The sequence below is a fragment of the Azospirillum largimobile genome (assembly GCF_977007025.2).
Genome location: NZ_CDRMUA020000005.1, coordinates 338,385 through 362,398, shown reverse-complemented (window position 1 = coordinate 362,398; position 24,014 = coordinate 338,385). Strand labels below are relative to the sequence as shown.

At 68.6% G+C, this 24,014-nt stretch carries 22 protein-coding genes and 1 riboswitch; of the genes, 13 read left to right on the top strand and 9 right to left on the bottom strand.

The features are described from left to right. Positions 1-169 precede the first annotated feature (169 nt). Positions 170-1,372 carry an NnrS family protein gene (locus tag ACWPKK_RS26395; RefSeq protein ID WP_452010348.1) on the top strand — a complete coding sequence of 401 codons (1,203 nt, stop codon included), beginning with the start codon at positions 170-172 and terminating at the stop codon, positions 1,370-1,372. 28 nt (positions 1,373-1,400) lie between these two features. Here ACWPKK_RS26395 and ACWPKK_RS26390 read toward each other — a convergent pair whose 3' ends face one another. The 4 genes from ACWPKK_RS26390 to ACWPKK_RS26375 form a co-directional block, all read right to left on the bottom strand. Then, complete coding sequence (locus tag ACWPKK_RS26390; RefSeq protein WP_324870926.1) at positions 1,401-1,781, bottom strand: response regulator; 381 nt, start codon at positions 1,779-1,781, stop codon at positions 1,401-1,403. Positions 1,782-1,935: 154 nt separating this feature from the next. Next, positions 1,936-2,316, bottom strand: a complete 381-nt coding sequence (locus ACWPKK_RS26385) for a hypothetical protein (protein ID WP_452010345.1) — start codon at positions 2,314-2,316, stop codon at positions 1,936-1,938. 161 nt (positions 2,317-2,477) lie between these two features. Then, positions 2,478-5,240: an ATP-binding protein gene (locus tag ACWPKK_RS26380; RefSeq protein WP_452010343.1), complete on the bottom strand. Its 2,763-nt coding sequence runs from the start codon at positions 5,238-5,240 to the stop codon at positions 2,478-2,480. Then, positions 5,237-6,082 carry a phosphate/phosphite/phosphonate ABC transporter substrate-binding protein gene (locus tag ACWPKK_RS26375; protein ID WP_452010341.1) on the bottom strand — a complete coding sequence of 282 codons (846 nt, stop codon included), beginning with the start codon at positions 6,080-6,082 and terminating at the stop codon, positions 5,237-5,239. The genes ACWPKK_RS26380 and ACWPKK_RS26375 overlap by 4 nt, the downstream gene beginning before the upstream one ends. Positions 6,083-6,428: 346 nt before the next feature. Here ACWPKK_RS26375 and ACWPKK_RS26370 point away from each other — a divergent pair, with 346 nt between their 5' ends. The 6 genes from ACWPKK_RS26370 (at position 6,429) to ACWPKK_RS26345 (ending at position 11,098) form a co-directional block, all read left to right on the top strand. After that, positions 6,429-6,617, top strand: a complete 189-nt coding sequence (locus tag ACWPKK_RS26370) for a hypothetical protein (RefSeq protein ID WP_452010338.1) — start codon at positions 6,429-6,431, stop codon at positions 6,615-6,617. A gap of 85 nt (positions 6,618-6,702) precedes the next feature. Then, on the top strand, positions 6,703-6,996 hold the full coding sequence (locus ACWPKK_RS26365; protein WP_452010336.1) for a toxin-antitoxin system TumE family protein: 294 nt from the start codon (positions 6,703-6,705) through the stop codon (positions 6,994-6,996). Further along, positions 6,993-7,346: an HVO_A0114 family putative DNA-binding protein gene (locus ACWPKK_RS26360; RefSeq protein ID WP_324870932.1), complete on the top strand. Its 354-nt coding sequence runs from the start codon at positions 6,993-6,995 to the stop codon at positions 7,344-7,346. The genes ACWPKK_RS26365 and ACWPKK_RS26360 overlap by 4 nt, the downstream gene beginning before the upstream one ends. A gap of 204 nt (positions 7,347-7,550) precedes the next feature. Next, positions 7,551-8,738 (top strand): urate hydroxylase PuuD, encoded by a 1,188-nt coding sequence (locus ACWPKK_RS26355; protein ID WP_452010774.1) that lies wholly within the window; start codon positions 7,551-7,553, stop codon positions 8,736-8,738. A gap of 198 nt (positions 8,739-8,936) precedes the next feature. Next, a complete protein-coding gene (gene guaD, locus ACWPKK_RS26350) occupies positions 8,937-10,283 on the top strand; it encodes a guanine deaminase (protein ID WP_452010334.1) in 1,347 nt (448 codons plus the stop codon). Positions 10,284-10,309: 26 nt separating this feature from the next. Next, positions 10,310-10,436, top strand: a riboswitch (yybP-ykoY riboswitch). 83 nt (positions 10,437-10,519) lie between these two features. Continuing rightward, the gene (locus ACWPKK_RS26345; RefSeq protein ID WP_324870934.1) at positions 10,520-11,098 is read left to right on the top strand and encodes a manganese efflux pump MntP; all 579 of its coding nucleotides are present in this window, start codon (positions 10,520-10,522) and stop codon (positions 11,096-11,098) included. Between the two features lie 183 nt (positions 11,099-11,281). On the opposite strand, the gene tenA is transcribed toward ACWPKK_RS26345, so the two are convergent. From tenA to ACWPKK_RS26330, 3 genes are read right to left on the bottom strand one after another with little or no spacing between them, the layout of a single operon-like run. Next, positions 11,282-11,968 carry a thiaminase II gene (tenA, locus tag ACWPKK_RS26340; protein ID WP_452010331.1) on the bottom strand — a complete coding sequence of 229 codons (687 nt, stop codon included), beginning with the start codon at positions 11,966-11,968 and terminating at the stop codon, positions 11,282-11,284. Between the two features lie 49 nt (positions 11,969-12,017). Then, the gene (locus ACWPKK_RS26335; protein ID WP_452010329.1) at positions 12,018-12,869 is read right to left on the bottom strand and encodes an ABC transporter permease; all 852 of its coding nucleotides are present in this window, start codon (positions 12,867-12,869) and stop codon (positions 12,018-12,020) included. Continuing rightward, positions 12,856-13,665, bottom strand: coding sequence for an ABC transporter ATP-binding protein (locus ACWPKK_RS26330; protein ID WP_452010327.1), 810 nt, complete (start codon positions 13,663-13,665; stop codon positions 12,856-12,858). Before ACWPKK_RS26330 ends, ACWPKK_RS26335 begins: the two co-directional genes overlap by 14 nt. 78 nt (positions 13,666-13,743) lie before the next feature. On the opposite strand from ACWPKK_RS26330, the gene ACWPKK_RS26325 reads away from it, so the two are divergent. Further along, positions 13,744-15,150 (top strand): ActS/PrrB/RegB family redox-sensitive histidine kinase, encoded by a 1,407-nt coding sequence (locus ACWPKK_RS26325; RefSeq protein WP_452010325.1) that lies wholly within the window; start codon positions 13,744-13,746, stop codon positions 15,148-15,150. 36 nt (positions 15,151-15,186) lie between these two features. Next, positions 15,187-15,756: an ActR/PrrA/RegA family redox response regulator transcription factor gene (locus ACWPKK_RS26320; RefSeq protein WP_044553362.1), complete on the top strand. Its 570-nt coding sequence runs from the start codon at positions 15,187-15,189 to the stop codon at positions 15,754-15,756. Between the two features lie 88 nt (positions 15,757-15,844). On the opposite strand, the gene ACWPKK_RS26315 is transcribed toward ACWPKK_RS26320, so the two are convergent. Next, on the bottom strand, positions 15,845-16,048 hold the full coding sequence (locus ACWPKK_RS26315; RefSeq protein WP_452010323.1) for a YgaP family membrane protein: 204 nt from the start codon (positions 16,046-16,048) through the stop codon (positions 15,845-15,847). A 264-nt stretch (positions 16,049-16,312) separates the two neighbouring features. Next, on the bottom strand, positions 16,313-16,999 hold the full coding sequence (locus ACWPKK_RS26310; RefSeq protein WP_452010321.1) for a Crp/Fnr family transcriptional regulator: 687 nt from the start codon (positions 16,997-16,999) through the stop codon (positions 16,313-16,315). Positions 17,000-17,392: 393 nt separating this feature from the next. Between ACWPKK_RS26310 and ACWPKK_RS26305 the strand changes: the two genes are divergently transcribed. The 4 genes from ACWPKK_RS26305 to ACWPKK_RS26290 all read left to right on the top strand — a co-directional run bounded on the left by ACWPKK_RS26305 (position 17,393) and on the right by ACWPKK_RS26290 (position 23,909). Further along, a complete protein-coding gene (locus ACWPKK_RS26305; RefSeq protein ID WP_452010318.1) occupies positions 17,393-19,549 on the top strand; it encodes a GumC family protein in 2,157 nt (718 codons plus the stop codon). 91 nt (positions 19,550-19,640) lie between these two features. Next, the gene (locus tag ACWPKK_RS26300; protein WP_452010316.1) at positions 19,641-21,104 is read left to right on the top strand and encodes a flippase; all 1,464 of its coding nucleotides are present in this window, start codon (positions 19,641-19,643) and stop codon (positions 21,102-21,104) included. 419 nt (positions 21,105-21,523) lie between these two features. Continuing rightward, positions 21,524-22,879: a nucleotide sugar dehydrogenase gene (locus ACWPKK_RS26295; protein WP_452010314.1), complete on the top strand. Its 1,356-nt coding sequence runs from the start codon at positions 21,524-21,526 to the stop codon at positions 22,877-22,879. Between the two features lie 34 nt (positions 22,880-22,913). Continuing rightward, a complete protein-coding gene (locus tag ACWPKK_RS26290; protein WP_452010312.1) occupies positions 22,914-23,909 on the top strand; it encodes an NAD-dependent epimerase/dehydratase family protein in 996 nt (331 codons plus the stop codon). The last annotated feature ends 105 nt before the right edge of the window (positions 23,910-24,014 follow it).

Here is a 24,014-nt window from a genome sequence, read left to right as displayed (position 1 = left end):
CATCGAGGGAGAGGGGCTTCAAACGGTCGATCCGTGGGCAGGGAACCGTGAGAGGGTGGGGGAGGAGCTTGCGAATGCGTTTGATTTTCGTCAAGGCAGGGACGGGGTTCCGGGCTCACGCTGGCGGTCAATCCTGCACCGCAGCATCCGTTTTGGGGAGTCCCCGTTCATGTCCTCACCCAGTCTTGCCGGCCGCGACGACGGCCCCACGATTCCGATCCTGTTCCAATATGGTTTCCGTTTCTTCTTCCTGTTCAGCGGCGTGGCCGCCGTCGGCCTGCTTGGCGCCTGGCTGGCCGTGCTGGTGACCGGGGAATGGCCGCAGCATGCCGCCGGCGCCAGCGCCTGGCACGCACATGAGATGCTGTTCGGCATGGTGGTGGCCGCCGTCGCCGGCTTCCTGCTGACCGCCGTGCCGAGCTGGACCGGCACCAAGGCGGTGGCGGGCGCTCCGCTGATGGCGCTCGCAGCAGTGTGGATGGCCGGCCGCGTCGCCGTCTTCCCCTGGGCCGGCGTGCCGGAACCGGTGGCAGCGGTGATCGACATCGCCTTCCTGCCGGCGCTGGGCGTGGCGCTCGCACGGCCGCTGGTGGCCGCCGGCAAGTGGCGCAACAGCGCCTTCCTGATCCTGCTGGGGCTGCTGACCACCGCCAACCTGCTGATCCATCTGGAATGGCTGGGCCTGCTGGACGGCGGGGTGGAGGCCGGATTCGCGCTCGGCCTCGGCATCGTTCTGATGATGGTGACGGTGATCGGCGGGCGCATCCTGCCGGCCTTCACCCGCAACGGGTTGGGCCGGGCCGGTCTTGGCGTGCGGTCCTGGCCGCTGGTGGAGCGGGCGACCCTCGTCCTGACGCTGGCGCTGATCCCGGCGACGATGGCCGCGCCTGAGTCGGCGGTCACCGGGCTGATCGCGCTTGCCGCCGCCGTGGCCCATACCGCGCGGCTGGCCGGCTGGCAGGGCTGGAAGGCCTGGCGCTCGCCGATCCTGTGGATCCTGCATGTCGGGTATCTGTGGGTGCCGGTGGCACTGCTGCTGCGCGGGCTGCACGCGTTTGCCGACGTGCCGGCCGCGGCGGGAAACCATGCGCTGACGGTAGGCGCCTTCGCCACGCTGATCCTGGCGGTGATGAGCCGCGCCTCGCTGGGCCACACCGGGCGGCCGCTGGTGGTGACGCGGGTGACGGTCGCCGCCTATGTGCTGCTGACGGTCGCGGCGGTCGCCCGCACCGTCTCGCCGCTGCTGCCGGTGGACTGGGTGTGGGCGGCGCTGCAATGGTCGGGCTATGGCTGGGTCGCAGCCTTCACCCTGTATCTGGTCGCCTACGCCCCGGTCCTGCTGGCGCCGCGCGTCGACGGTCGCCCCGGTTGAGGCTGCCCGGGTCGAGGCTGATGAACGGTCACGCGGCGCCGCGGAAGTAGCGGTCGATGGCGTCGGTCATCTCGACCTCGCGGAAGGGCTTGGTCAGGACGGGGCGGTCCTGATGGCCCTTCGGCAGGCCGGCGGCGCCATGGCCGGTGGTGAAGACGAAGGGGATGCCCTGCGCGCTCAGCGCGTCGGCGACGCTGTCGACGCGCTCCCCGCGTAGCGAGACGTCGAGCAGTGCCGCGTCGATCCCCCCCTTGGCGATCAGGTCCAGCGCCTCGGCCACGGTGCCGGCCGGGCCGATGACGCCGACATTCTGGACTTCCAGCGAATCCTCGATGGCCATGGCCACCAGCGGCTCGTCTTCGACGAGCAGGATGCGCAAGGGCTTGGACTGGTCGGCTTCCATGGACATGCGGCTCGCTGCTGGTCTGGGCGATGGTCAGGCCGCAGATGGGGACCGAAATCCCATGCGGCAACAGGCGTGAGCTTTTCCGTTCGGCCGTCCGCTTGTCCATCCTGACCTTGGTCATCGCCCATTGGGCCATCCGCAAGCTGCATCCGGACTATCACCCCAGATCATCAAGCGCTTGTTGGAGAGACGGATAGAGGGCTTCCACCACAGATCCGTCCGGCCGAACCGGCGACGGCAGGACGTCCGCCCCTTCCAGCGCGCGGGACAGCGGCAGGCCGCCGACCTCGACGAAGCCGCCGCGCTCACCGTACTGGCCGACGATCCAGTCCCTGACCGCCGGGTCGCCGTCGAGCGCGTTGTTGTGCGAGATCAGCGCATGGTTGCCGTCGTCGGAACGCCGATACCAGGCATGGCAGCCATCGCCCAGATCCATGGGCCGGAAGCCGGCCGCCGTCAGGGGTTCCCGCACCGTCGCGCGCACCTTGTCGGTCCGCAAGCCGGTCGGCCGGTCGAGATCGTCCGCAAGCTCGCTCATGTCGCCTCTCTGGTCGTGGTCCTGGATGGACAACGCCGCAGGAAGGCTTTTGTGCCGTGCATACCTGTCCGAACGTGGGGTGCGGGACTGCCTGTTGGTGCAAGTCCGGCCGCCTGCCTACCCGTTCAGACGCCCATTCAGGCGCCCATTCAGGCGCTCATTCAGGCATTCTGGGGCCGGCGGGGGCGCAGTGCGGCCAGGGAGCGGTCCAGCAGGTCGTAGAGCCGGTTCTGCTGCGCCAGGACCGCGGCGGACGGGGCGTGTTCCAGCTCCTTCGCCAGCCGGCCGAGCGCCGCCGCGCCGAGGTTCAGCGAGGTGCCCTTCAGCGTGTGGGCCGTGCGGTTGTGCGGCTCTCCGGCACGGGCCTGGGCGATCATGCTGTCGATGGTCTTGCGGCCGTTGTCGGCGAAACCGTCCAGCGAGGCGCTCCAGTCCTCGGCGGTCAGCACCTCCAGCAGGAGGGAGACCTGTTCCTCGTCTAGAAGGCCCGGGTCCGGAGCATTGTCCGGGACATCTTGCGTATCGGTCATGGCAGCCTTCGGGGCAGCGGTGTGATGGGCGGGTTGATGAGCGGAGCCGGCAAGCGGCGAAGCAGGGGGTGCCGCCTTGCCCAGCACCGACGCCATCTCGGCGAAGAGGGCGGCGGGGCGCAAGGGCTTGGTGACGAAACCGTTCATTCCCGCCGACAGGCATTCCGGCCGCGAGCTGCCGGAGGCGTGGGCGGTCAGCGCCAGGATGGGAACCTGTCCCTTGGGGTCGGCAAGCTCGCGCACCCGGCGGGTGGCGGTCAGCCCGTCCATGCCCGGCATCTGGATGTCCATCAGCACGAGGTCGAAGGGCTGCTCGCGCACCATGCGCACCGCCTCCCCGCCGCCGGCGGCCAGCGCCACGGTGTGGCCGGCACGTTCCAGGATGCCGCGGACGATGTCGCGGTTGACCTCGATGTCGTCGACCGCCAGCACGCGCAGCGGCGGCAATGCCGCGACGCGGGCGGCTTCGCCGACGCTCGTGGACTGCGAGGGATCGACCCGGCGCAGGGCCGACGGGTCTCCGGGACGGGCGACGACGGTGAAACGGAAGACGCTGCCCCGGCCGGGAGCGGTGTCGACCTTAATGCTGCCGCCCATCAGCAGGCAGAGGTCGCGGCAGATCGCCAGCCCCAGCCCGGTCCCGCCATAGCGCCGGGTGATGGAACTGTCGGCCTGGGTGAAACGGTCGAACAGCGTGGGCACCGATTCGGGGGCGATGCCGATGCCGGTGTCCTCCACCTCGAACTCCAGCGCGAAGGAGTCCGGATGGCGGCAGTCGATCAGGTCGTCGGGATCGCGGTCCAGCCGGCGCACGCGGACGGCGATGTGGCCCTCCTCGGTGAACTTCACGGCGTTGCCGACCAGATTGAACAGGATCTGGCGCAGGCGGGCCGGGTCGGTGACGATCACCTCCGGCACCGAGGGCATCAGCCGGGCCGACAGCTCCAGCCCCTTGTCGGCGGCGTTGGGGCGCAGCACCTCCAGCACGCTGTCGATCAGCTGGGGCAGGGCGCAGTCGGCCTCCTCCAGGTCGATGCGGCGGGCCTCAAGCTTCGACAGGTCGAGGATGTCGTCCAGCAGCCGCAGCAGCGTCTCGGCGGACCGGCGGGCGACACCGGCCAACCGCTTCTCCTCCGCCGGCAGATGCCCGTCGGCCAGCAGGGTCAGGTTGCCGAGCACGCCGTTCATCGGGGTGCGCAGCTCGTGGCTGACGGTCGCCAGGAATTCGGTCTTCGACCGGCTGGCGGCCTCCGCCTTCTCCTTGGCCTGGAGCAGCTGTTCGGCGGCGCGGCGCGGCTCGGTCACGTCGATGCACAGCCACAGCTTGCCGATGGCGGTCCCGGCGGCGTTGCGCACCGGCACATTGTGCCAGCTGACGATGTGCCCGTCGGTCAACGTCATCTCGCGCCGCTCGTCGGCATCCACCGCCGACAGCAGGGCGTGGTCGGTGTCCAGCGGGGCGTTGCCGGCAGTGGCCAGCGTCTCGTCCAGCCGGTGGCCGACCGGCGCGCCGGCGACCGCGAACAGGGCGGAGAAGGCCGGGTTGGCATAGGCGATGCGGCCGTCGCCGCCGACGAACAGCACGCCGAAATCCATCGCCGACAGCAGCGCGGACAGGCGGGCGCGTTCCTGCTCCACGTCGCGGGCGAGCGCCTCCTGCTCGTCCAGGGCCACGGTCAGCTGGTCGACGCGCTCCTTGATGGCGTGGGACATGGTGTTGAAGGCGGCGCCCAGCCGGCCGATGTCGTCGTCGCCCTCCGCCAGCTCCGGCGGGCTGTAGTCGCCGGCGGCCACCCGTTCGCTGGCCCGCGCCAGCGCCGCCAGATGCCGGGTCAGCCACAGGCCCAGCAGGGCCAGCAGGCCGGCCGACAGCAGGATCTCCGACAGGGCGATGGCGATGCCCTGGGTCAGCAGGTCGCGCCGCGCCTGGACGATGTGCAGCAGGTCCAGCCCAAACTGCACCGCCCCCAGCCTTTGCCCGGCCAGCGACACCGGCACCGCCACGTCGTAGCGGGCGACGCCGTCCTTGCCGTCCAGCGACAGGGACGGATCGGGATCGGGCAGCTGGCGGTCCGGCGGCCAGCCGCTGATCGCCACCAGCTTTCCCTTGCTGTCGCTGACGGCGAGATAGAGCACGCCGCCGGTGGATCGGCTTTCATCGAGGACCGCCTGCAGGGTCGCATAGTCGCGCTGGGCCAGCGGCGCCACCAGCGCGGCGTTCAACACCGGGGCCACCTGATCGGCGTGCAGCCGGGCCTGTTCGGCGAGACTGCCGTAGAGCAGGCGCACGCTGTTGGCGACCAGCAGGGTCAGCATGATCGCCTCGACCGCCATCGCGGCGGCCAGCATGCGCCCGCGCAGGGTCTTCCAGGGCGCCAGACGGGTCAGGATCATTTGCCGGCCTTCAGCATGTTCCGCACCTCGTCCGCCAGCGGATCCATCGCCTCAAGCTCCGCGTCGGTGACCGGACGGTAGCCGCCCAGCTGGTTGCTGTCGAAATAGGTCTTTCCCTCATTCGTCGCGCCGAAGGCGAACAGGGCCTTGCGCAGCGGCTCCAGCAGCGCCGCCTGCTTGCCGTTCAGCATGTAGGCGCGGCCGGCCATCGGGGGGCTTTCCGCGATGGTGGCGAGCTGGGCCTGCACCTCCGGCGCCAGCTTGGCGCGGTTGGCGAGCGACATGAAGCCGGCCGATGCATCGCCGGCCAGGATCAGCTGGGCCACGCTGTCGGCGGCGCTGACATAGCGGAGTTGGATGTTGGGCAGCGTCCGGTCGGCCAGCCAGCGCTGACCCCACAGCGTCACCAGCGAGGACGGGCTGAGCCCCAGCACGGTGGTGCCGGCCAGCGAATCCGCGGTCTGATGGGGTCCCTTGGCCGCCGTCACCACCACGGCACGGAAGTCCGCCTTGTAGGTCAGCAGCGGCAGATAGCCGGCGTCCTTGCGCAGAAGCTGCGCCTGATGGCCGGTGGTGACGGCGACGTCGTATTCCTGGTCGACTGCGCGGCGGGCGAAGGCGGTGAAATCGGGCGCCGTCACGATCTCCACCGACCGGCCGAGTGCCTCCTCCACCGCCCGGCGCACCGGCTGGTACTGTTCGACGATGACGCGGGCGCTGGTGTGCGGGGCGATGCCGATGCGCAACGCCGGCTCCTCCGCCCGGACCGGCATGGCCGCCGTCAGGCCGCAGAGGAGGGCGGTACAAAGCCCGAGGATGCCGGCGGACAGGCGCTTGGTCATGGGGATTCGATCCTTGCGAAGTGCAGGCGCGCGAACGGACGACTGTGATGACGACGGCGGCCAGACACCGGGCCTAGGCCAAAAGATATAACACTGGATAAATGCAACAGATAGGGACAAGAGCGCGCAGGGCAGTGACATGGGTGCTTGTCACGGGCAGAAACTGGATTTGCGCCATGCTTTTGAAATTTCTGCCAATTCCACTTGCGCTATTGTTTCGGCCCTGCGCAATTCCGAGACCGGCCGGTGCTGCTGGAACAGGTCCGCGGCCAAGAAAGATCACGCTTTGGTTGCGGAGCGGTCCGCTATGTGTCGGCGGACTTCACCGCCCGCCAGGAAAGCCGCCGTGCCGGAACGCGCCGCCAATCCACAATCCGCCATCCACCGCGCCATTCGCCTGCTGCGTGAACACAGCCGCGGCTGCAACAGCATCGAGACTCGGCGCCTCCTGATCCATACCGAACGCTGGCTGGTCTGGATGCTCCGCCGCGAAGAGGGGGAGGAGCTTCCGGTGCCGGCGGAACTGGCGGGGTGAGGATCGGGAGGGCAATGTTGGGAAATAAGGTGTTCATCACCATATGGTGATTGAAGCCATAGAAGGTGTGTGACATGCTGCCGGGATGACCAAGGCCACGCTTCTGCGCGATCGAAAGATGGTGCTGCCCGATGGTGCCATCGTGCAGTTCCGGGTGTGGCTCGTGACTGCCCCGGTGCCGCCGAGCGAGCATTGTTTCAAGTACAGCTTGTATTATGGCCTCAATGGCGAGCGTCTTGTGGCTTACGACAATGAACGAGGCAAGGGAGACCACAAGCACATCGGCAAGGAAGAAATGCCTTATTGCTTCACCGACATTGATACCCTGCTGAGCGACTTCCTGGCAGATATCGAGACCTTGAGAGGGGAACCGCTATGACGGATCTGAAGATCACGGTCGGCCAAAGCCTGAGGGATATGGCGGCGGAGGTTGCGGATGCCGTCCATCGGGTGGAGCGCGGCGAACCGGTCGAGCCGGAAAGCTCGATCAACTTCGCGGATTGGGAAACGCTGGCCCGGACATTGACCGGAAAGCGGTTGGAGTTGCTGCGCCACTTGCACCGCCATCCAACGACGAGCGTGCGGGCCTTGGCGACGGCGCTGAAGCGCGATTACAGCAATGTTCACGCCGACGTGCAGGCTTTGGCCGACGCGGGCTTGATCGAGCGCAACGAGGCCGGTCACCTGCGGGCCGAATATGACGGCATTCAGACCCGGATTGCCCTGTAGCCGCGGCCTTGAGCAATGGCGGACCTGAACGTCCTTCCGATTGCTCTTCGATCTTTCGCCATTTTTTGAAGCTGTTGGGATACGAGCGCGGTTTTCCGCACCCGCACAATCGCCGTAGACTCCAAGCCGGAGAGTCCAGTCCCGGACCCAGAACGGCCCGGACCCTGAGCGGCCTGGACCTTAAGCGGAAGGAGCGTGCGCGTGATGGAGCCCATCCTGTGGGAGTGGATCAACGCCCTGGCGCGGTGGCTGCACGTCATCACCGCCATCGCCTGGATCGGATCGTCCTTCTACTTCATCCATCTCGACGCCTCGCTGCGCCGCCGAGCGGGGGCGCCGTCCGGGACGGCGGGCGATGCGTGGCAGATCCATGGCGGCGGCTTCTACCACATGACCAAATACATGGTCGCCCCGCCGCAGCTGCCGGAGGAGCTGACCTGGTTCAAGTGGGAATCCTACGCGACGTGGCTCAGCGGTTTCTTCCTGATGTGCGTGCTGTATTACCGCGGCGCCGACCTGTTCCTGATCGACCAGGACGTGATGGCGCTCGGCCACTGGCAGGCGGTGGCGATCAGCGTCGCGGTGCTGGTGGCGGGCTGGGTCGCCTATGACCTGATGTGCAAGTCGCCGCTGGGCCGCAACGATGGGGCGCTCGCGGTCGCCGGCTTCGTGTTGCTGGTGGCGACCGCCTGGGGCATGACGAAGATCTTCAGCGGGCGCGGCGCCATGCTGCAGGTCGGTGCGCTGATGGCGACCATGATGGCCTGCAACGTCTTCATGCTGATCATTCCCAACCAGCGCAAGACGGTGGCCGCCATGCTGCGCGGCGAGACGCCGGACCCGTCGCTGGGAAAGAAGGCCAAGCAGCGGTCGCTGCACAACAACTATCTCACGCTGCCGGTCGTCTTCCTGATGCTGTCCAACCATTATCCGCTGGTCAGCTCCACCCGCTACAACTGGGTGATGGTGGCACTGGTGCTGGTGGTCGGCACGGCGATCCGCCATTTCTTCAACAGCCGCCATGCCGGCAAGCCGACGCCCTGGTGGACCTGGGGCGTTGCCGCCGCCGGTATGCTGGGCTGCGTCTGGCTCAGCACCATGGGGCCTGCCAGCGGCGACACGGCCGCGGCCGCGCCGGTGAAGGTCGGCTATGCCCAGGTCGAGGAGATCGTTGCCACCCGCTGCAGCATGTGTCACGCCGCCCAGCCGGTGTGGGACGGCATCGCCACCCCGCCGCGCGGCGTGGTGCTGGAAGGCGACGGCATCCGCCGCCATGCCGAGCAGATCCGCCTGCAGGCCGGTTTCAGCAGCGCCATGCCCCCCGCCAACATCACAGGAATCACGCCCCAGGAGCGTGCGGTGTTGGCGGCGTGGTCGGGGGACATGAAATAACCCTCTCCCGTCCCGGGAGAGGGGAGGGGCCCGCCGCGAAGCGGTGGGAAGGGTGAGGGGTGATCCAAGGCGCCATGCGGTTCATTGCTCTTGGATTCCCCCTCACCCTCCCCACTTCGTGGGTCCCCTCCCTCTCCCGGGGCGGGAGAGGGCGTTATCCTCGCTCCAATCCTCTTACTCATCGCCAACCGGAACCCCATGCCCAACCAGTCCATCGTCTCCCCTGCGTCCGCTGCCATCCGCGGACGCCTGCTCAGCTTCCACCGCGCGCCGGCCGGGCCGGGCGACCTCGATGCCGTGCGCTATCACGAGGATGGGCTGCTGCTGGTCGGGGCCGATGGGCGGATTGCGGAGGTCGGGGACTGGGCCGATCTGCGCGGCCGGGTGCCGGAGGGGGTGGCGGTCGACGACCATGGCGGCAAGCTGGTGCTGCCGGGCTTCATCGACACCCACATCCATTTCCCGCAGACCCAGGTCATCGCCTCCTACGGCGCGCAGCTGCTGGACTGGCTGGAGAAATACACCTTCATCGAGGAGCAGCGCTTCGCCGATCCGGCCCACGCCGCCGCCAACGCCGCCTTCTTCATGGACGAGCTTCTGCGCAACGGCACGACCACGGCGGTGGTCTACGGCTCGGTCCATCCGCAGTCGGTCGACGCCCTGTTCGCGGAGGCTGAATCGCGCGGCGCCGGGCTGATCGCCGGCAAGGTGATGATGGACCGCCATGCCCCGCCCGCCCTGACCGATACGGCGGAGAGCGGCTACCGCGACGGCAAGGCCCTGATCAGCCGCTGGCACGGGACGGGGCGGCAGCGCTATGCCGTCACCCCGCGCTTCGCCATCACCTCGACCGAGGCGCAGCTGGAGGCGGCGGGCGCGCTGCTGCGCGAGCATCCCGGCGTCCACATGCAGACCCACCTTTCGGAGAACACCGACGAGATCGCCGAGGTGCGCCGCCTGTTCCCCGGCGCCCGCGACTACACCGACGTCTACGACCGCTTCGGCCTGCTGGGTCCGACCTCGCTGTTCGGCCACTGCATCCATCTGTCGGAGGCGGAGATGAGCCGGCTGTCGGAAAGCGGGTCGGTCGCCGTCTTCTGCCCGACCAGCAACCTGTTCATCGGCAGCGGCCTGTTCGACCTCGACGCCCTGTCGAAGCCGGAGCGGCCGGTGCGCACAGCCATCGCCACCGATGTCGGCGGCGGCACCAGCTATTCGATGCTGCGCACGGCGGCGGAGGCCTACAAGGTGCTGCAGCTGCGGCGCCGGAACCTGCCGGCGCTCGCAGCACTGCACTGGATGACCCGCGGCAATGCCGAGGCGCTGGGCATGGCCGACGAGATCGGCAGCCTGGAACCCGGCCGCTGGGCCGACCTCGTCGTTCTCGACCCGGCCGCCACGCCGGCTATGCGACATCGCATGAAGGCGGTCGACGGCGACCTGGAGGAGGAGCTGTTCATCCAGGTGACGCTGGGCGACGACCGCTCGGTGGCCGCCACCTACCTGCGCGGCCGCAATTCGCACCTGCGGCAATCGGGCGCTTGACCGAAGCCCCTAGTCCCTGTAGGACTTCCGCCGTCATTGGGGAGTAGCCACCCGCCGGCATTCGGACCGGACGGGGTTCGCGTCAACAGACTTGGATGGTTCCGGCCTCCGGCCGTTACCGCCATGGCGCGCGCGGCGGCCAGCGGGCCGACCCGGCGAGACCAGTGGATCGGGCATCTCCGCGGCCAGCCGGAGTCCGTTCGATTCCACTGCGTTTGTCTGGCCCGGGAATAGCCATGATCGCCACGTCCCTCGTGCTCGCCTTCAGCCTGTCCATGGATTCCTTTGCCGCTGCACTCGGCCGCGGCGCCTGCTCGCGCCGTGCCGGCCTGCCCGAGGCGGTGCGCGTGGGCGCGGCCTTCGGCATTTGCCAGTTCGCGATGCCGCTGGTCGGCTGGGGCGTCGGCATCGCCTTCGCCAGCCTCGTCGAATCGGTCGATCACTGGATCGCCTTCGGCTTGCTGCTGGCCGTCGGCGGCGCGATGCTGCGCAACGCCATCATGGACGGCGAGGATGAGGGCGAAGAGGATTGCGGTCCGGTGCGCAGCATGCGCGCCGAATGGCTGGCCCTGCTGACCACCGCCGTCGCCACCAGCATCGACGCCGCCGCCGTGGGCGCGGGCCTGGCTCTGGTCGATGTGGACATGGTGACGACATCGGCGCTGATCGGCGCCGTGACCTTCGCGGTGGCGTTCGGCGGCGTGCTGATCGGACGCGCGGCCGGCGCGCATCTGGGCCGCTGGGCGGAGATGGCCGGCGGCGTGGTGCTGATCGGGCTCGGGGCGAAGATTCTGCTGGAGCACACGATGGGGTGAAGGGGCGCGTCAGTCCTCTGCCCCTCCTGCCCCCTCCCTAACCCTCCCCCTCTTCGAGGGAGAGGGAACTGCCGCCGCTTTGGCACATTCGTAACGCCGACAAGCGTCCCACCCCCTCTCCCGCGAAGCGGGGGAGGGATGGGGCGGGGGCATTCGAAGCCGACAATTCTCGTTACCGCCACCTCACCCTGCCAGCGTCATTCCCATTTCCCAGAAATCCGCTTCCAGCCGGCAGGCCTGCCGGAAGACCGTAGCCAAGCGGGGGAAGCGTGCCTCCGTCATCCCGTCGGCTGCCAGCCTGTCCAAATTCTCGCGCGCCGCCCGCGCCACCTCCTGGTAGGCCTCGCCCGCATATTCGGCGATCCAGGCGCGGTAGGGGTTGGCGTCGTCCAAGGCACCCGGCAGCGCGGCCAGCTGCCGGCCGATCTCGGCATAGCCGATGACGCAGGGGCTGAGCGCGACATGCAGGTCCAGCAGGTCGCCGCGCAGGCCGGTTTCCAGCACATAGCGGGTGTAGGCCATCGTCGCCTTGGCCTCCGCCGCCTGTTCCAGCTCGGTCGCCGACAGGCCCCAGCCGGCGCACAGGCCGACATGCAGGTCCATCTCCACGTCCAGGATCGCCTTCAGCCCGTTCAGCGACGCCCGCATCTCGCGCAGGTCGCGGCCCTTGTAGATGGCGAGCGCGTAGGCGCGGGCGAAATGGATCAGGAACAGGTAATCCTGCACCAGATAATGGCGGAAACACTCCTGCGGCAGCGTCCCGTCGCCCATCCCGCGCACGAAGGCGTGGTCGACATAGGCCGACCAGTCCGGCCGTGCCTCGGCGACGAGCCGGTCGAACAGGTCGGGGCGGGAGGCAGAGGCAGTCATGATGGCGGTCTCCGGGATCGCTGACGGTATCGGGCGCATAGTCTACCGATCATTCGCCCGTTTGCAGCAACGCGCCGCGCACCCGTGCCTGCCGGAAGGCGTACAGGAACACCGCCACGCCGGCCGCCATGTAGAGCGCGTTCAGCCCGACCGCCCAGGCCAGGTGGTCCCAGCGCAGGACACCTTCGAACACCAGCGCCCGCATTCCCTCGAACACATGGGCCGACGGCAGGGCCAGCGAGACCGGCTGCAGCCACGCCGGCAGGACCGAGACCGGATAATAGACCGCGCTGACCGGGGCCAGCATGAAGACGACGATCCAGGCCAGCCCCTCCGCCCCCATGCCGTAGCGCAGGATCAGCGCCACGATCAGCAGACCCAGCGACCAGCCCAGCACGATCAGGTTGGCGAAGAAGGCGGCCAACGGCAGGCCGAGCGCGAAGACCGAATAGCCGAAGAAGGGAATCGCCAGCGCCGCCGCCGGCAGCACGCCGATCAGGGTGCGCAGCAGGCTCATGGTCATCAGCGCCGTCACCCATTCGCCGGGACGCAGGGGGCTGACGAACAGATGTCCCAGGTTGCGCGACCACATCTCTTCCAAAAAGGAGATGGACACGCCGAGCTGGCCGCGGAACAGCACGTCCCACAGCAGCACGGCGCTGACCAGCACGCCGGCCCCCTGCGCCACCCAGCCGCTGCCGCCGCCGCTGGACGAGGCCATGAACTGGTTGATGTAGCCCCACAGGATCATCTGCATGGTCGGCCAATAGGCCAGTTCCAGGATGCGCGGCCACGACCCGCGCAGCAGGTACCAATAGCGCAGCACCATGGCGCCGACCCGGCGCAACGAGAAGTCGGCCCGCGGGATTGGGTGATGAACGGTCGCGTCATTCGGCGGCATCGGCGGCCTCCCCGGCCAGGAGCGTCGAGCCGTCGGACGCGCGGGCGATGTCGAGGAACACCTCCTCCAGCGTCTGGCGGCCATAGCGGGCGAGCAGGGCGGACGGGGCGCCGCGGTCGACGATCCGCCCCTGCCGCATCATCAGCACGCCGTCGCATAAGCGTTCCACCTCCAGCATGTTGTGGGAGGCGAGCAGGATGGTGGCGCCGGTGCGGGCGCGGTACCGCTCAAGATATGTGCGGATCCAGTCGGCGGTGTCGGGGTCGAGCGAGGCCGTCGGCTCGTCCAGCAGCAGAAGCTCCGGATCGTTCAGCAGAGCTTTCGCCAGTGCCACGCGGGTTTTCTGCCCTGCCGACAGCCCGCCGGAGGGGCGATCGAGAAAACGCGTCAGGTCAAGATGCTCGGACAATTCTCGGACGCGCTTTTTGACGCATGTCAAACCGTAGAGGTGGGCATAGACGGTAAGGTTCTCCCGCACCGTCAGCCGATGGGGCAGTTCGACATAGGGGGAGGAGAAGTTCATGCGCGGAAGCACGGCATGCCGATGGCGCGCCATGTCGACGCCCAGGATCTCCACTGTCCCGGCCGTCGGCAGCAAAAGCCCCAGCAGCATCGAGATGGTCGTCGTCTTGCCCGCACCGTTGCCGCCCAGGAGGCCGGTCACGCTGCCGCGCGGCACGGTGAAGTCGATGGCGTCGACCGCCGTCACCTCCCCGCCGCCGGGCGTGGGGAAGCGCTTGGTCAGCCCGGCCACCCGGATGGCGGGCGGATGCTGTGGGATGGTTCGCTCGGTCATGGGCACAGAATATGGCGGCGGGAGCCGCAACCGCCAGGGGCATGCGGGCGACGGGCATGCAGGCCAGGGGTATGGATCATGGTGACGCTCGCCAGCGTATTGCCCGCCCCGGTTCCGGCCGCAGCACCGCCGCAATGGGCGCAGCCCGACGGCCGCATCACGCTGCGCACGCTGATCCTGATCCGCTGGGTCGCGGTGATCGGGCAGCTGGCGGCGGTCGGCTTCGTCAGCCTGGGCCTGGGCTTCCCGCTGCCGCTGGGGCCGGTCCTCGCCGCCATCAGCGCGTCGGCCCTTCTGAATGCCGTTGCGATGGCCCAGCAGGGCGGCCGGCTGCGGCTGGCCGACCGCGACGCCGCGCTGTATCTCAGCTACGACATGCTGCAGCTGACGCTGCTGCTCTATCTGACCGGCGGCCTGAGCAACCCCTTCGCCATCCTGCTGCTGGCGCCGATGACGGTGGGGGCTGCCATCCTGTCGCGCTACAGCACGGTGCTGCTGACCGGGCTGAACCTGATCTGCCTGACCGCGCTCGCCCTCTGGCACTTCCCGCTGCCGTGGGAGGAGCCGGTGCGCTCCATGGCGCCGCTCTATGCCTTCGGCGTGTGGCTGTCGCTGTCGGTGTCGTCGGTCTTCATCGCCGGCTATGTCTTCCGCGTCGCCGCCGAGGCGCGGCGCTTCGCCGACGCGCTCGCCGCCTCGCAGGTGGCGCTTGCCCGCGAACAGCGCCTCGGCGCGCTGGGCGCGCTCGCCGCGGCGGCTGCACATGAGCTGGGTTCGCCGCTCGGCACCATCGCCGTGGTGGCGAAGGAACTGGCGCGCGACCTGCCGCCCGACAGCCCCTATGGCGAGGACGTCGAGCTTCTGCAGAGCCAGGTGATGCGCTGCCGCGAGATCCTGGCCGATCTGGCGCGCAAGCCCGAGGCCGACGGCGGCGACCCGTTCGAACGGCTGCCGCTGACCACGCTGATCGAGGCCGCTGCCGCACCGCATCGGCTGGGCCACATCGACTTCGTCGTGGAACCGCACCCGGTCGGCGGGGCGGAGGAACCGTTCCTGCGCCGCAGCCCGGAGATCATCCACGGCATCGGCAACTTCATCCAGAACGCCCACCAGTTCGCCCGCCACAAGGTGACGGTCGCCGCCGCCTGGGATGGCCGCGGCGTCACCATCACGGTGATGGACGACGGCCCGGGCTTTCCGCCCCATCTGTTGGGCCGCATCGGCGAGCCGTACCTGTCCGTGCGCGGCGAGCGCTCCGGCCCCAAGGGGCAGACGGGCGGCGGACATATGGGGCTGGGCATCTTCATCGCGCAGACGCTGCTGGAGAAGACCGGCGCGACGGTGCGCTACACCAACAACTCCCCGACCAACAACCCGCCGGCCGGCACTCCGCCCGCTGATCAGGCCGCCGGCGGACACTCCAATCAGGGCGGAACGGGTGCGCGGATTTCCGTGCGCTGGAAGACCATCAACGCCAAGAAATGAGGTTTCACGGTGGACACCCTGAAAACAACCGATGACCTGCTGTCGGGCGATGCCGTCAAACTGACATTCACTGGCGACGTCACCCGCAGCCTGCTGATCGTCGACGACGACGCCCCCTTCCGCACGCGGCTGGCCCGCGCCATGGAAAAGCGCGGCTTCAACGTCGTGGCGGTCGATTGCGTGCAACTCGGCATCGAGGTGGCGCAGGAATCCGCACCCGCCTTCGCGGTGGTCGACCTGCGGCTGGGCGACGGCAACGGGCTGGACGTGGTGTCCGCCCTGCGCGACGCCCGCCCCGACGCCCGCGTCGTCATGCTGACCGGCTATGGCAACATCGCCACCGCCGTCGCGGCGGTGAAGGCCGGCGCGGTCGACTATCTGCCCAAGCCCGCCGACGCCGACGCCGTCGAGTCGGCGCTGCTGGCCGACGGCCGCCCGCTGCCCCAGCCGCCGGAAAACCCGATGTCGGCCGACCGCGTGCGGTGGGAGCATATCCAGCGGGTCTTCGAACAGTGCGACCGCAACGTCTCCGAGACCGCGCGCCGCCTGAAGATGCACCGCCGCACCCTGCAGCGCATCCTGAACAAGCACGCCCCGCGCGCCTGAAAGCGCGGCCCGGCGCTTTTCGCGAAAACACGGACGGCCCGCCCCCCGGAAGGGAGCGGGCCGTTCGCATGTCCGGCTGATGCGCCCGTCAGGCGGTGCGGTCTTCCGTGCGGCAGGTCTTGACACCCAGCAGCGTATAGGCCGGGCAGTAGCCGACGAACGCCGTCAGCAGCGGCACCAGCCCGACCAACCCCCACAGGGTCTGCGGCCCGACGACGGTCAGCGAAAGCAGGATCAGCCCGACGATGGCGCGCAGCGCGCGATCCACCGGGCCCACATTGCGGCAATACATGGCGGCACCTGTCCCCTTGTTGAAGTGATGGTCGCGGGGCTCGCGTCCCGCATGAGGACCGGTGTAGGCCGTGGCGAGGCGTGCCGTCTGTGACGGAGTCACAGGGGGACAGGGCTCCGGCGATTCTCGACAGACGCTGATTGCCCCCTCCCTAACCCTCCCCCGCTAGGGCGGGAGAGGGAACTGCCGCCGCTTCGCGCAAGGCACCCTCTCCCGCCACAGGTGGGGGAGGGTTGGGGAGGGGGCCCCGCAGCGACACTTCATTCACCGCTCCTCTGCGAGCGCCGCCGCGTCCAGCACCTGGATACGTCCGCGCGACAGCGCCACGAACCCGCGGCGCTCGAACTCCTTCAACTGGCGGCTCACCACTTCCCGCGCGGTGCCCAATTCCACGGCCAGCGCCTGATGCGTGATGTCCAGCCCGCCGGCGCCATCGCGCCGGTCGGCCAGGAAACGGGCCAGGCGCAAATCGACGCGGCCGAAGGCGACCTCCTCGATCAGCATCATCATGCCGGTCAGCCGGTTGCCGAAGGACGCGAAGACGAAGTCGCGGAAGGCGGCGGAACGGGCCACCAGATTGTGGAAGGGGCCGGCCGCCAGCGCCACCGCGTCGATGTCGGTCTCGGCCACCGCTTCGGCGCTGTAGGGATTGTCGGTCAGCAGGCAGGCGGTGGTGACGATGCAGGTCTCCCCGCGGGAGACGCGGTACAGCACGATCTCGCGCCCGGTCTCCGACGCCATCTGCACCCTGACGGCGCCGTCCAGCACCATCATGAAGGTGTGACAACGGTCGCCGGCACGGAACAGGACGGTTCCGCGGGGAACGTTCACCCGTCGGCCGGCGTTGCCCAGACAGGTTGCCGAATCCGGTTCCAGCTTGGCCAGCGTGGGGAAAAGCGCGGGGATCAGCGCAGCCCAGTCGGTCCGTTCGCCCGCTCGTTCGTTCGTCATGGAACCTGTCCTTCCGAGTAACCCCCATTATCCCCCGTCCTGTCTCTGCGGTCCATACTGCACTGCAACAGGGTCAGGAAGGCTACCCACTGCGCGCCCATTGCTCGCCGCATGCACTGGATGGCCGATGCAACGGCTGGACTAACACTGCGTTTCAGCCAATCGGACGAACCGCCGAGCCTGCCAGCCGGACAGCAGCCGCTGTCCGAAACGGCGGATCGGGCAAACGGACGGTCCTATGGCCGCGCTTTTGGTCGTTACGCGAGGAGGACCCCCTTGGCCACCCAGGAACTTCAGGATCAACCCCGACGCAACACCCCTGAGTCTCGGCGGGGCCCAGGTTCCGTCTCCCCCGGAATCTCCTACGATCTGTCGGCCAGTGCGGCCAGTGCGGTGCGCCGGACCACCGGGCTGTTGCGGCGGCACAAGCTGCTGATCGGCACGGTGATCGTGGTCGGCACCGGACTGGCGGTCCTCGCCGCGTTCCGGATGACGCCGCTCTACACGGCCGAGACCCTGATCATGGTGGAGCACCGCAAGAACACCGTCCTCAATTTCGAGGGCGTGGTCTCCGACATGACGCCCGACATCAGCTCCCTGCAGAGCGAGGTCGCCATCCTGAAGTCGCCGGCCTTCGCCGAGAAGGTGGTGGCGAAGCTGAAGCTGATGAACGATCCGGAATTCAACGCCTCGCTGCGGCCGCCGCCCCCCGGCTGGGTGGCGGCGCTGAACCCGCGCAACTGGATTCCCGACAGCTGGAAGCAGACCAGCGACGTGCCGCTGTCGCCCGAGGAGATCGAGCGCAACCATCTGACCTCGGTGGTCAACGAGGTGCTCGACAACACGTCGGTCCGGCCGCAGGGCCGCTCCTACGTCATCGCCGTCAGCTTCGACAGCGAGGACCCGCGCAAGGCCTCCCTGATCGCCAACACCATGGCCGACCTCTATCTGGTCGACCAGCTCGACGAGAAGTTCAAGGCGTCCAAGCGCGCCACCCAATGGCTGGAAGAGCGGCTGGCCGACCTGCGCCGCGAAGCGCAGACCACCGGCGACGCGGTGGAGAAGTACCGGACCCAGCATGGCCTGACCACCTCGTCGGTCAACGAAAGCACCGTGGTCGGCCAGCAGCTGAGCCAGCTGAACGCCGACTACATCCTGGCCCGCACCAAGCGGCAGGAGGCGGAGACCAAGCTGCGCGACGTCACCGCGATGGCCAATTCGCCGCGCGGCGCCTCGGCGGTCGGCGACGTGCTGGGATCTCCGCTGATCCAGGCCCTGCGCGAGCGCGAGGTCGACATCCAGCGGCAGATGGCCGACGCCACCAACCGCTACGGCAGCAAGCACCCGATGCTGCAGGCCCTGCAGAGCCAGCTGCGCGACCTGCAAGGCCAGATCAAGGCCGATGTCGGCAAGATCGTCTCCAACCTCAGCAACGAGGTGGAACTGGCGAAGGGCCGCGAGCAGGGGCTGAAGGCCAGCCTGGATCAGGCCGAGGCCAAGCAGAACGAACAGCAGCAGGCGACCGTCGGCCTGCGCACCCTGGAACGCGACGCCACAACCGCGCAGTCGATGTACGAGGCGCTGCTGACCCGGTCGCAGCAGATCGCGGCACAGACCGACATGCGCCAGCCCGACGCCCGCGTGGTGTCGGAGGCGTCGATCCCGCTCGACCCGTCGCAGCCCAACCGCAAGCTGATCGTGCTGCTGGCGCTGGTCGCGTCGGGCACGCTGGGCGTGCTTCTGGCCATGCTGCGCGAACGGGCCGACGGCGGTTTCCGCAGCCCGCACCAGTTCGAACTGGCGACCGGCGTGCGCAGCCTGGGCATCGTGCCGCGCATCCCGCGCTTCGGCGGATCACCCGCCAGCTATGTGGTCGACAAGCCGATCTCCGCCTTCGCGGAATCGATGCAGAACCTGCGCACCTCGCTTCTGCTCGCCAATCCGGACGGGCGGCACCGGGTGATCCTGTTCAGCTCGTCGGTTCCGGGCGAGGGCAAGAGTTCCGTCGCCGCGGCCTTCGCCCGTACCTGCGCCAACGCCGGCCAGCGGACGATCCTGGTCGACTGCGACCTGCGGCGGAAGAGCCTGCACGAGATGCTGGGCATGGCCAACAACCGCGGCCTGTCGGAGGTGCTGGCCGGTACCGCGGCGCTGGAGGACGTCATCCAGGTCGATCCGCGCACCGGCCTGCACGTCATCCCCGCCGGTCACGGCCCGTCGCTGCCGCAGGATGCCCTGGGCTCGTCCGGCATGCATCAGCTGCTGTCGCGCCTGTCGGTCAACTACGACCGCGTGGTCCTGGATTCGCCGCCGGTCCTGGCGGTGTCGGAAGGCAAGCTTCTGGCGGCGCTCGCCGACCAGACCGTCTTCATCGTCCGCTGGGGGCTGACCAAGCGCGGCACCGCCATGGCCGGCCTGAAGGAGGTGGTCGAGGCCGGCGGCGAGGTGGTGGGCGTCCTGTTCAGTCAGGTCGATACCCGGCGCCACGCACAATACGAGTTCCCGGACAGCGGCCGATACCACGGCTACCGCCGCTACTACGCGAACTGAGGATGGCTCCCCCCTCTCCCGCCCCACAGGGCGGGAGAGGCCGTTTTGCCCTGTGTATCGAAGATACTGTCCACCACCGAAGAGCCTGTGAATGTCAGCTGGCCACCGCATCTTCCGGAACATCCGAGCCCTTGCCGCCGCAAAGGCGGCGACGATGGCGAGCGGGCTGGTCACCGCCGCCTGGACCGCGCGGGTGTTGGGCCCGGACAGCTTCGGCGTGCTGGGGTTCGGCACTTCGCTGATGGCCTATGCGGCCCTGTTCGTGAACATGGGCCTGTCTACCTACGCTATCCGCGAGATCGCGCGCGACCGCGATCGGAACGACCACCGGGACCGGGCGGCCGAATTGTCGGAGCATGTGCTGACGCTGCGCACCGTCCTGGCCCTGCTGGTGGGCGCCGTCTACGCGGTCTTCATCCTGTCGCTGGACAAGCCGATGGAGGTGAAGGCGGTTCTTCTGGTGCAGGCGGTCCAGCTGCTCGGGAACGCCCTGGTGCTCGACTTTGTTTACCAGGCGACCGAGAAGATGGGGGTGATCGCCACGCGCGAGATCGGGACATCCATCGGCTCCATGCTGCTCGTCTTCCTCCTGGTGCGTGGACCTGAGGACGCCATCACCGCAGCCGCCATCACCGGCGGCTCCATCACCGTCAACGCGCTGATCATGATCGGCCGTTTCCGCCGCGATTTCGGCACGCTGCGCCCGAGGATCGACCTGAAGGTGTGGCGGGAGATCCTGACGGCGGCGACGCCGATGGCGGTCGGCGTCTTCGCCTGGGCGATCTTCACCCATCTGGACGTGGTGATGCTGGGTTTCCTGGCCCCGCACACCGAGGTCGGCTGGTACAGCGCGGCGGTTAAGATCCAGACCCTGGCCAATCTGGTCGGCAACATCGTGATGAACGCCTTCCTGCCGCAATTGGCTGCCTCTTATGGCGAGATCGGGCCGATGCGCGACCGGATGCGCGCCTATGCCGGCGTCATGCTGGCGGTCGGCGGGCTGGTCGTTGCCGGCGGCTTCGCCCTGGCGCCGGTCATCCTGGGCACGCTGTTCGGCGACGCCTACGCCCCGGCGACGCTGGCGCTGCGGCTGCTGATGCTGGCCTCCGCGGTGGTCTACGCCAACATGATCCTGGGCAACCCGCTGCTCGTCTGGCACCGGCAGACCGGCTACATGATCGCCATGCTGTCGGGTGGCGCGCTGAACGCCCTGCTGAACATCTGGTGGATTCCCCGCTACGGCATCGAGGGCGCCGCGATGGCGACCTTCACCGCGGAGCTGGCCGCCACCGTCGCCATCGCCTGGATCCACCGTCGGGCGGTGGGCGAGCTGTATGTCGGGATAACCGCGCGGGCGATGCTGTGCGCCGGCGCGGCCATCGGAGCGGCCTTCGCCCTGGCCCATGTCGGCGCCCCGTTCTTCGACCGCATGCCGGCGCTGGTGCATTTCGTCGCCGGCAGCGCGGCGATGGTCGTGGTCTACGCGCTGGTGGCCGTCCTGACCGGCTTGGTGCGCCCGAAAAGGCTGCGCCGGCTGACCAGCGCAACGGCGTGAAGGAGGTGAAGCATGACAGTCCGGTTGTCCGGCCCGGTGATCGCACCCGACAATTTTGCAAGGCCGTCCTTCGGTTTTCGGCTGCGGGAACGGAATGTGCCTATTGCACCACTTTCGAACGTCTCTGTTGGTGCCTCCAAGCATTCATTCAGGCGCGGCGAGGGTTAGTACTATTAATACGGCCGTGATCTGCAATCATGGTCTTTTCATCGGACGGCGATTTCTGAAACACTTCGCGCTGCACAACGCCGGTAACGAGGTACTTCATCGTCACGGCGAAGTCACAACAAGAAAACAATTTCGAATTTCGAGGTTTCTCCGTCTGCATCCTTGGAGACAGGGCAGGGCAGTCGGGGCGTCTCCAAACTCTCGGCAACCCGCCGCCGGTGGCGGGGCCTCAGCAAACGGCAGGAGCGACGATGCTTCCCAAGACTTTTTCCGATCGTAACGTCTGCGTCCTCGGGCTCGGCTATGTCGGCCTGACGCTGGCGGTGGCGATGGCGGACGCCGGCTTCCAGGTGCATGGGGTCGAGGTGCGGCAGGACGTGCTCGACAAGCTCGGCCAGGGCAACCCGCACTTCCACGAGCCGGGCCTGACGGAGAAGCTGCGCCACGTCATCGCGCGCGGTCGCTTCACCTTCAGCCGCAACCAGCAGGATTGCAGCAAGGCCAGCGTCTTCATCATCACGGTCGGCACGCCGCTGAGCAAGGACGGCCGGGTCCGCACCGACATGATCGAGGCGGCCACCCGTCAGGTCGCCAGCTGCCTGCATGACGGCGATCTGGTCATCCTGCGCTCCACCGTGAAGCTGGGCACCACCCGCAACGTCGTGGCGCCGATCCTGCGCGCCACCGGCAAGCAGTTCGACATCGCCTTCTGCCCGGAACGCACGCTGGAAGGCCAGGCGCTGCTGGAGCTGAACCAGCTGCCGCAGATCATCGGTGCGGAGAGCCTGGACGTCGCCACCCGCGCGGCGCAGATCTTCGGCTTCCTGACGCCGACCACCGTCAAGGTTTCCACGCTGGAAACGGCGGAGCTGATCAAGCTGGTCGACAACACCTACCGCGACGTCACCTTCGCCTTCTCCAACGAGATTGCCAAGCTGTGCAACGCCATGGAGATCTCGGCGGTCGAGGTGGCCCGCGCCGGCAAGCTGGGCTATCCGCGCACCAACCTGCCGCTGCCCGGTCCGGTCGGCGGCCCCTGCCTGGAGAAGGACCCCCACATCCTGATCGAGGCGGCGCGCGAGGTCGGCGTCGACATGGCCATCACCGCCGCCGGCCGTCTGGTCAACGAAAGCCAGCCGGTCGAGGTCGCCGACTTCCTCGGCAAGCTCGCCCGCTCCATGCAGGGCTTCCCGGAGGTGCCGACCATCAGCCTGATGGGCCTCGCCTTCAAGGGCCGGCCGGCGACCGACGACCTGCGCGGCACCATGGCCAAGCCGGTGCTGGAGGAACTGCGCCAGCGCTTCCCCACCGCCCGGCTGCGCGGCTTCGACGCGGTGGTGCGCCCCGACGACATCCGCTCCTTCGGTCTGGAGCCGGCGGCCAACATGACCGAGGCGGTGTCCGGCGCCAATCTGGCGGTCATCCTGAACAACCACCCGGTCTTCACCTCGATGCCGCTGCCGGATCTGGCCCAGCGGATGGACCGGCCGGGCGTGATCTACGACTTCTGGAACAACTTCAACAGCCGCGATGTCGACCTGCCGGACGGCACCGCCTACGTGGCTCTCGGCAGCCATGGGGCCGCCCGCTACGCGCATGTGGCCTGACGTCATCCGGGCCTCCAAGGGGAATCGAACCGACATGAAACACTATCTCGTCACCGGCGGCAGCGGCTTCATCGGCGCCGCCCTGGTCCACCGGCTGGTCCGTGACGGCCACCGCGTCCGCGTGCTGGACGACAACTCGCGCGGGCATACCGGGCGGCTGGCCGGCGTGCTGGACGACGTGGAGTTCGTCCAGGGCGACATCCGCGACCCGGCCGCCGTGCGCGGGGCGGTGCAAAACGTCGACGGCGTGCTGCATCTGGCCGCCGTCAACGGCACCAAGCATTTCTACGAGAAGCCGGAAGTGGTCCTGGACGTCGGCGTGCGCGGCATGCTGAACGTGCTGGACGCCTGCCGTGCCGACGGTGTTGGTGACCTCGTCGTCGCCTCCTCGTCGGAAGCCTACCAGACCCCGCCGGTGGTGCCGACGCCGGAGGACGTGCCGCTGGTGGTGCCGGACGTGCTGAACGCCCGCTACAGCTACGGCGGCTCGAAGCTGATCTCGGAGCTGCTGGCGATCAACTGGGGCCGCAGCGGCTTCGACCGCGTGGCGATCTTCCGTCCGCACAACGTCTACGGCCCCGACATGGGCTGGGAGCATGTGGTGCCGGAATTCTCCCGCCGCGCGGTGGAGGCGATCGCTTCCCATCCCAGCGGCCCGGTTCCCTTCCAGATCCAGGGCGACGGTCGCCAGACCCGTGCCTTCGTCCACATCGACGACGCCATCGACGGCATCGTGACGGTGGTCGACAAGGGCGAGCATCTCGGCATCTACCATGTCGGCAACCCGGAGGAGGTCACCATCGCCGACCTCGCCCGGCAGACGGTATCCTGCCTCGGCCGCGAGGCCCAGGTGATGCCCGGCCCGGCGGCTCCCGGCGGCACCGACCGCCGCAGCCCCGACATCGCCAAGCTGACCGCGCTGGGCTTCACCCCGCGCATCCCGCTCTCCGCCGGCCTGCCCGGCGTGGTCGAGTGGTACGCGGAGCGTGCGCGGGCGGAGTTGGGGCGCATGGGGCAGGCGGCGGAGTAGGGCGTCGATTGGGGGGTTAGACCCCCACCTAGCCTCCCCCGCTGGGCGGGGGAGGGACTGCCGCCACTCTACCGGACAAGCACTTGCTCCCTCCCTCGCCCAGCG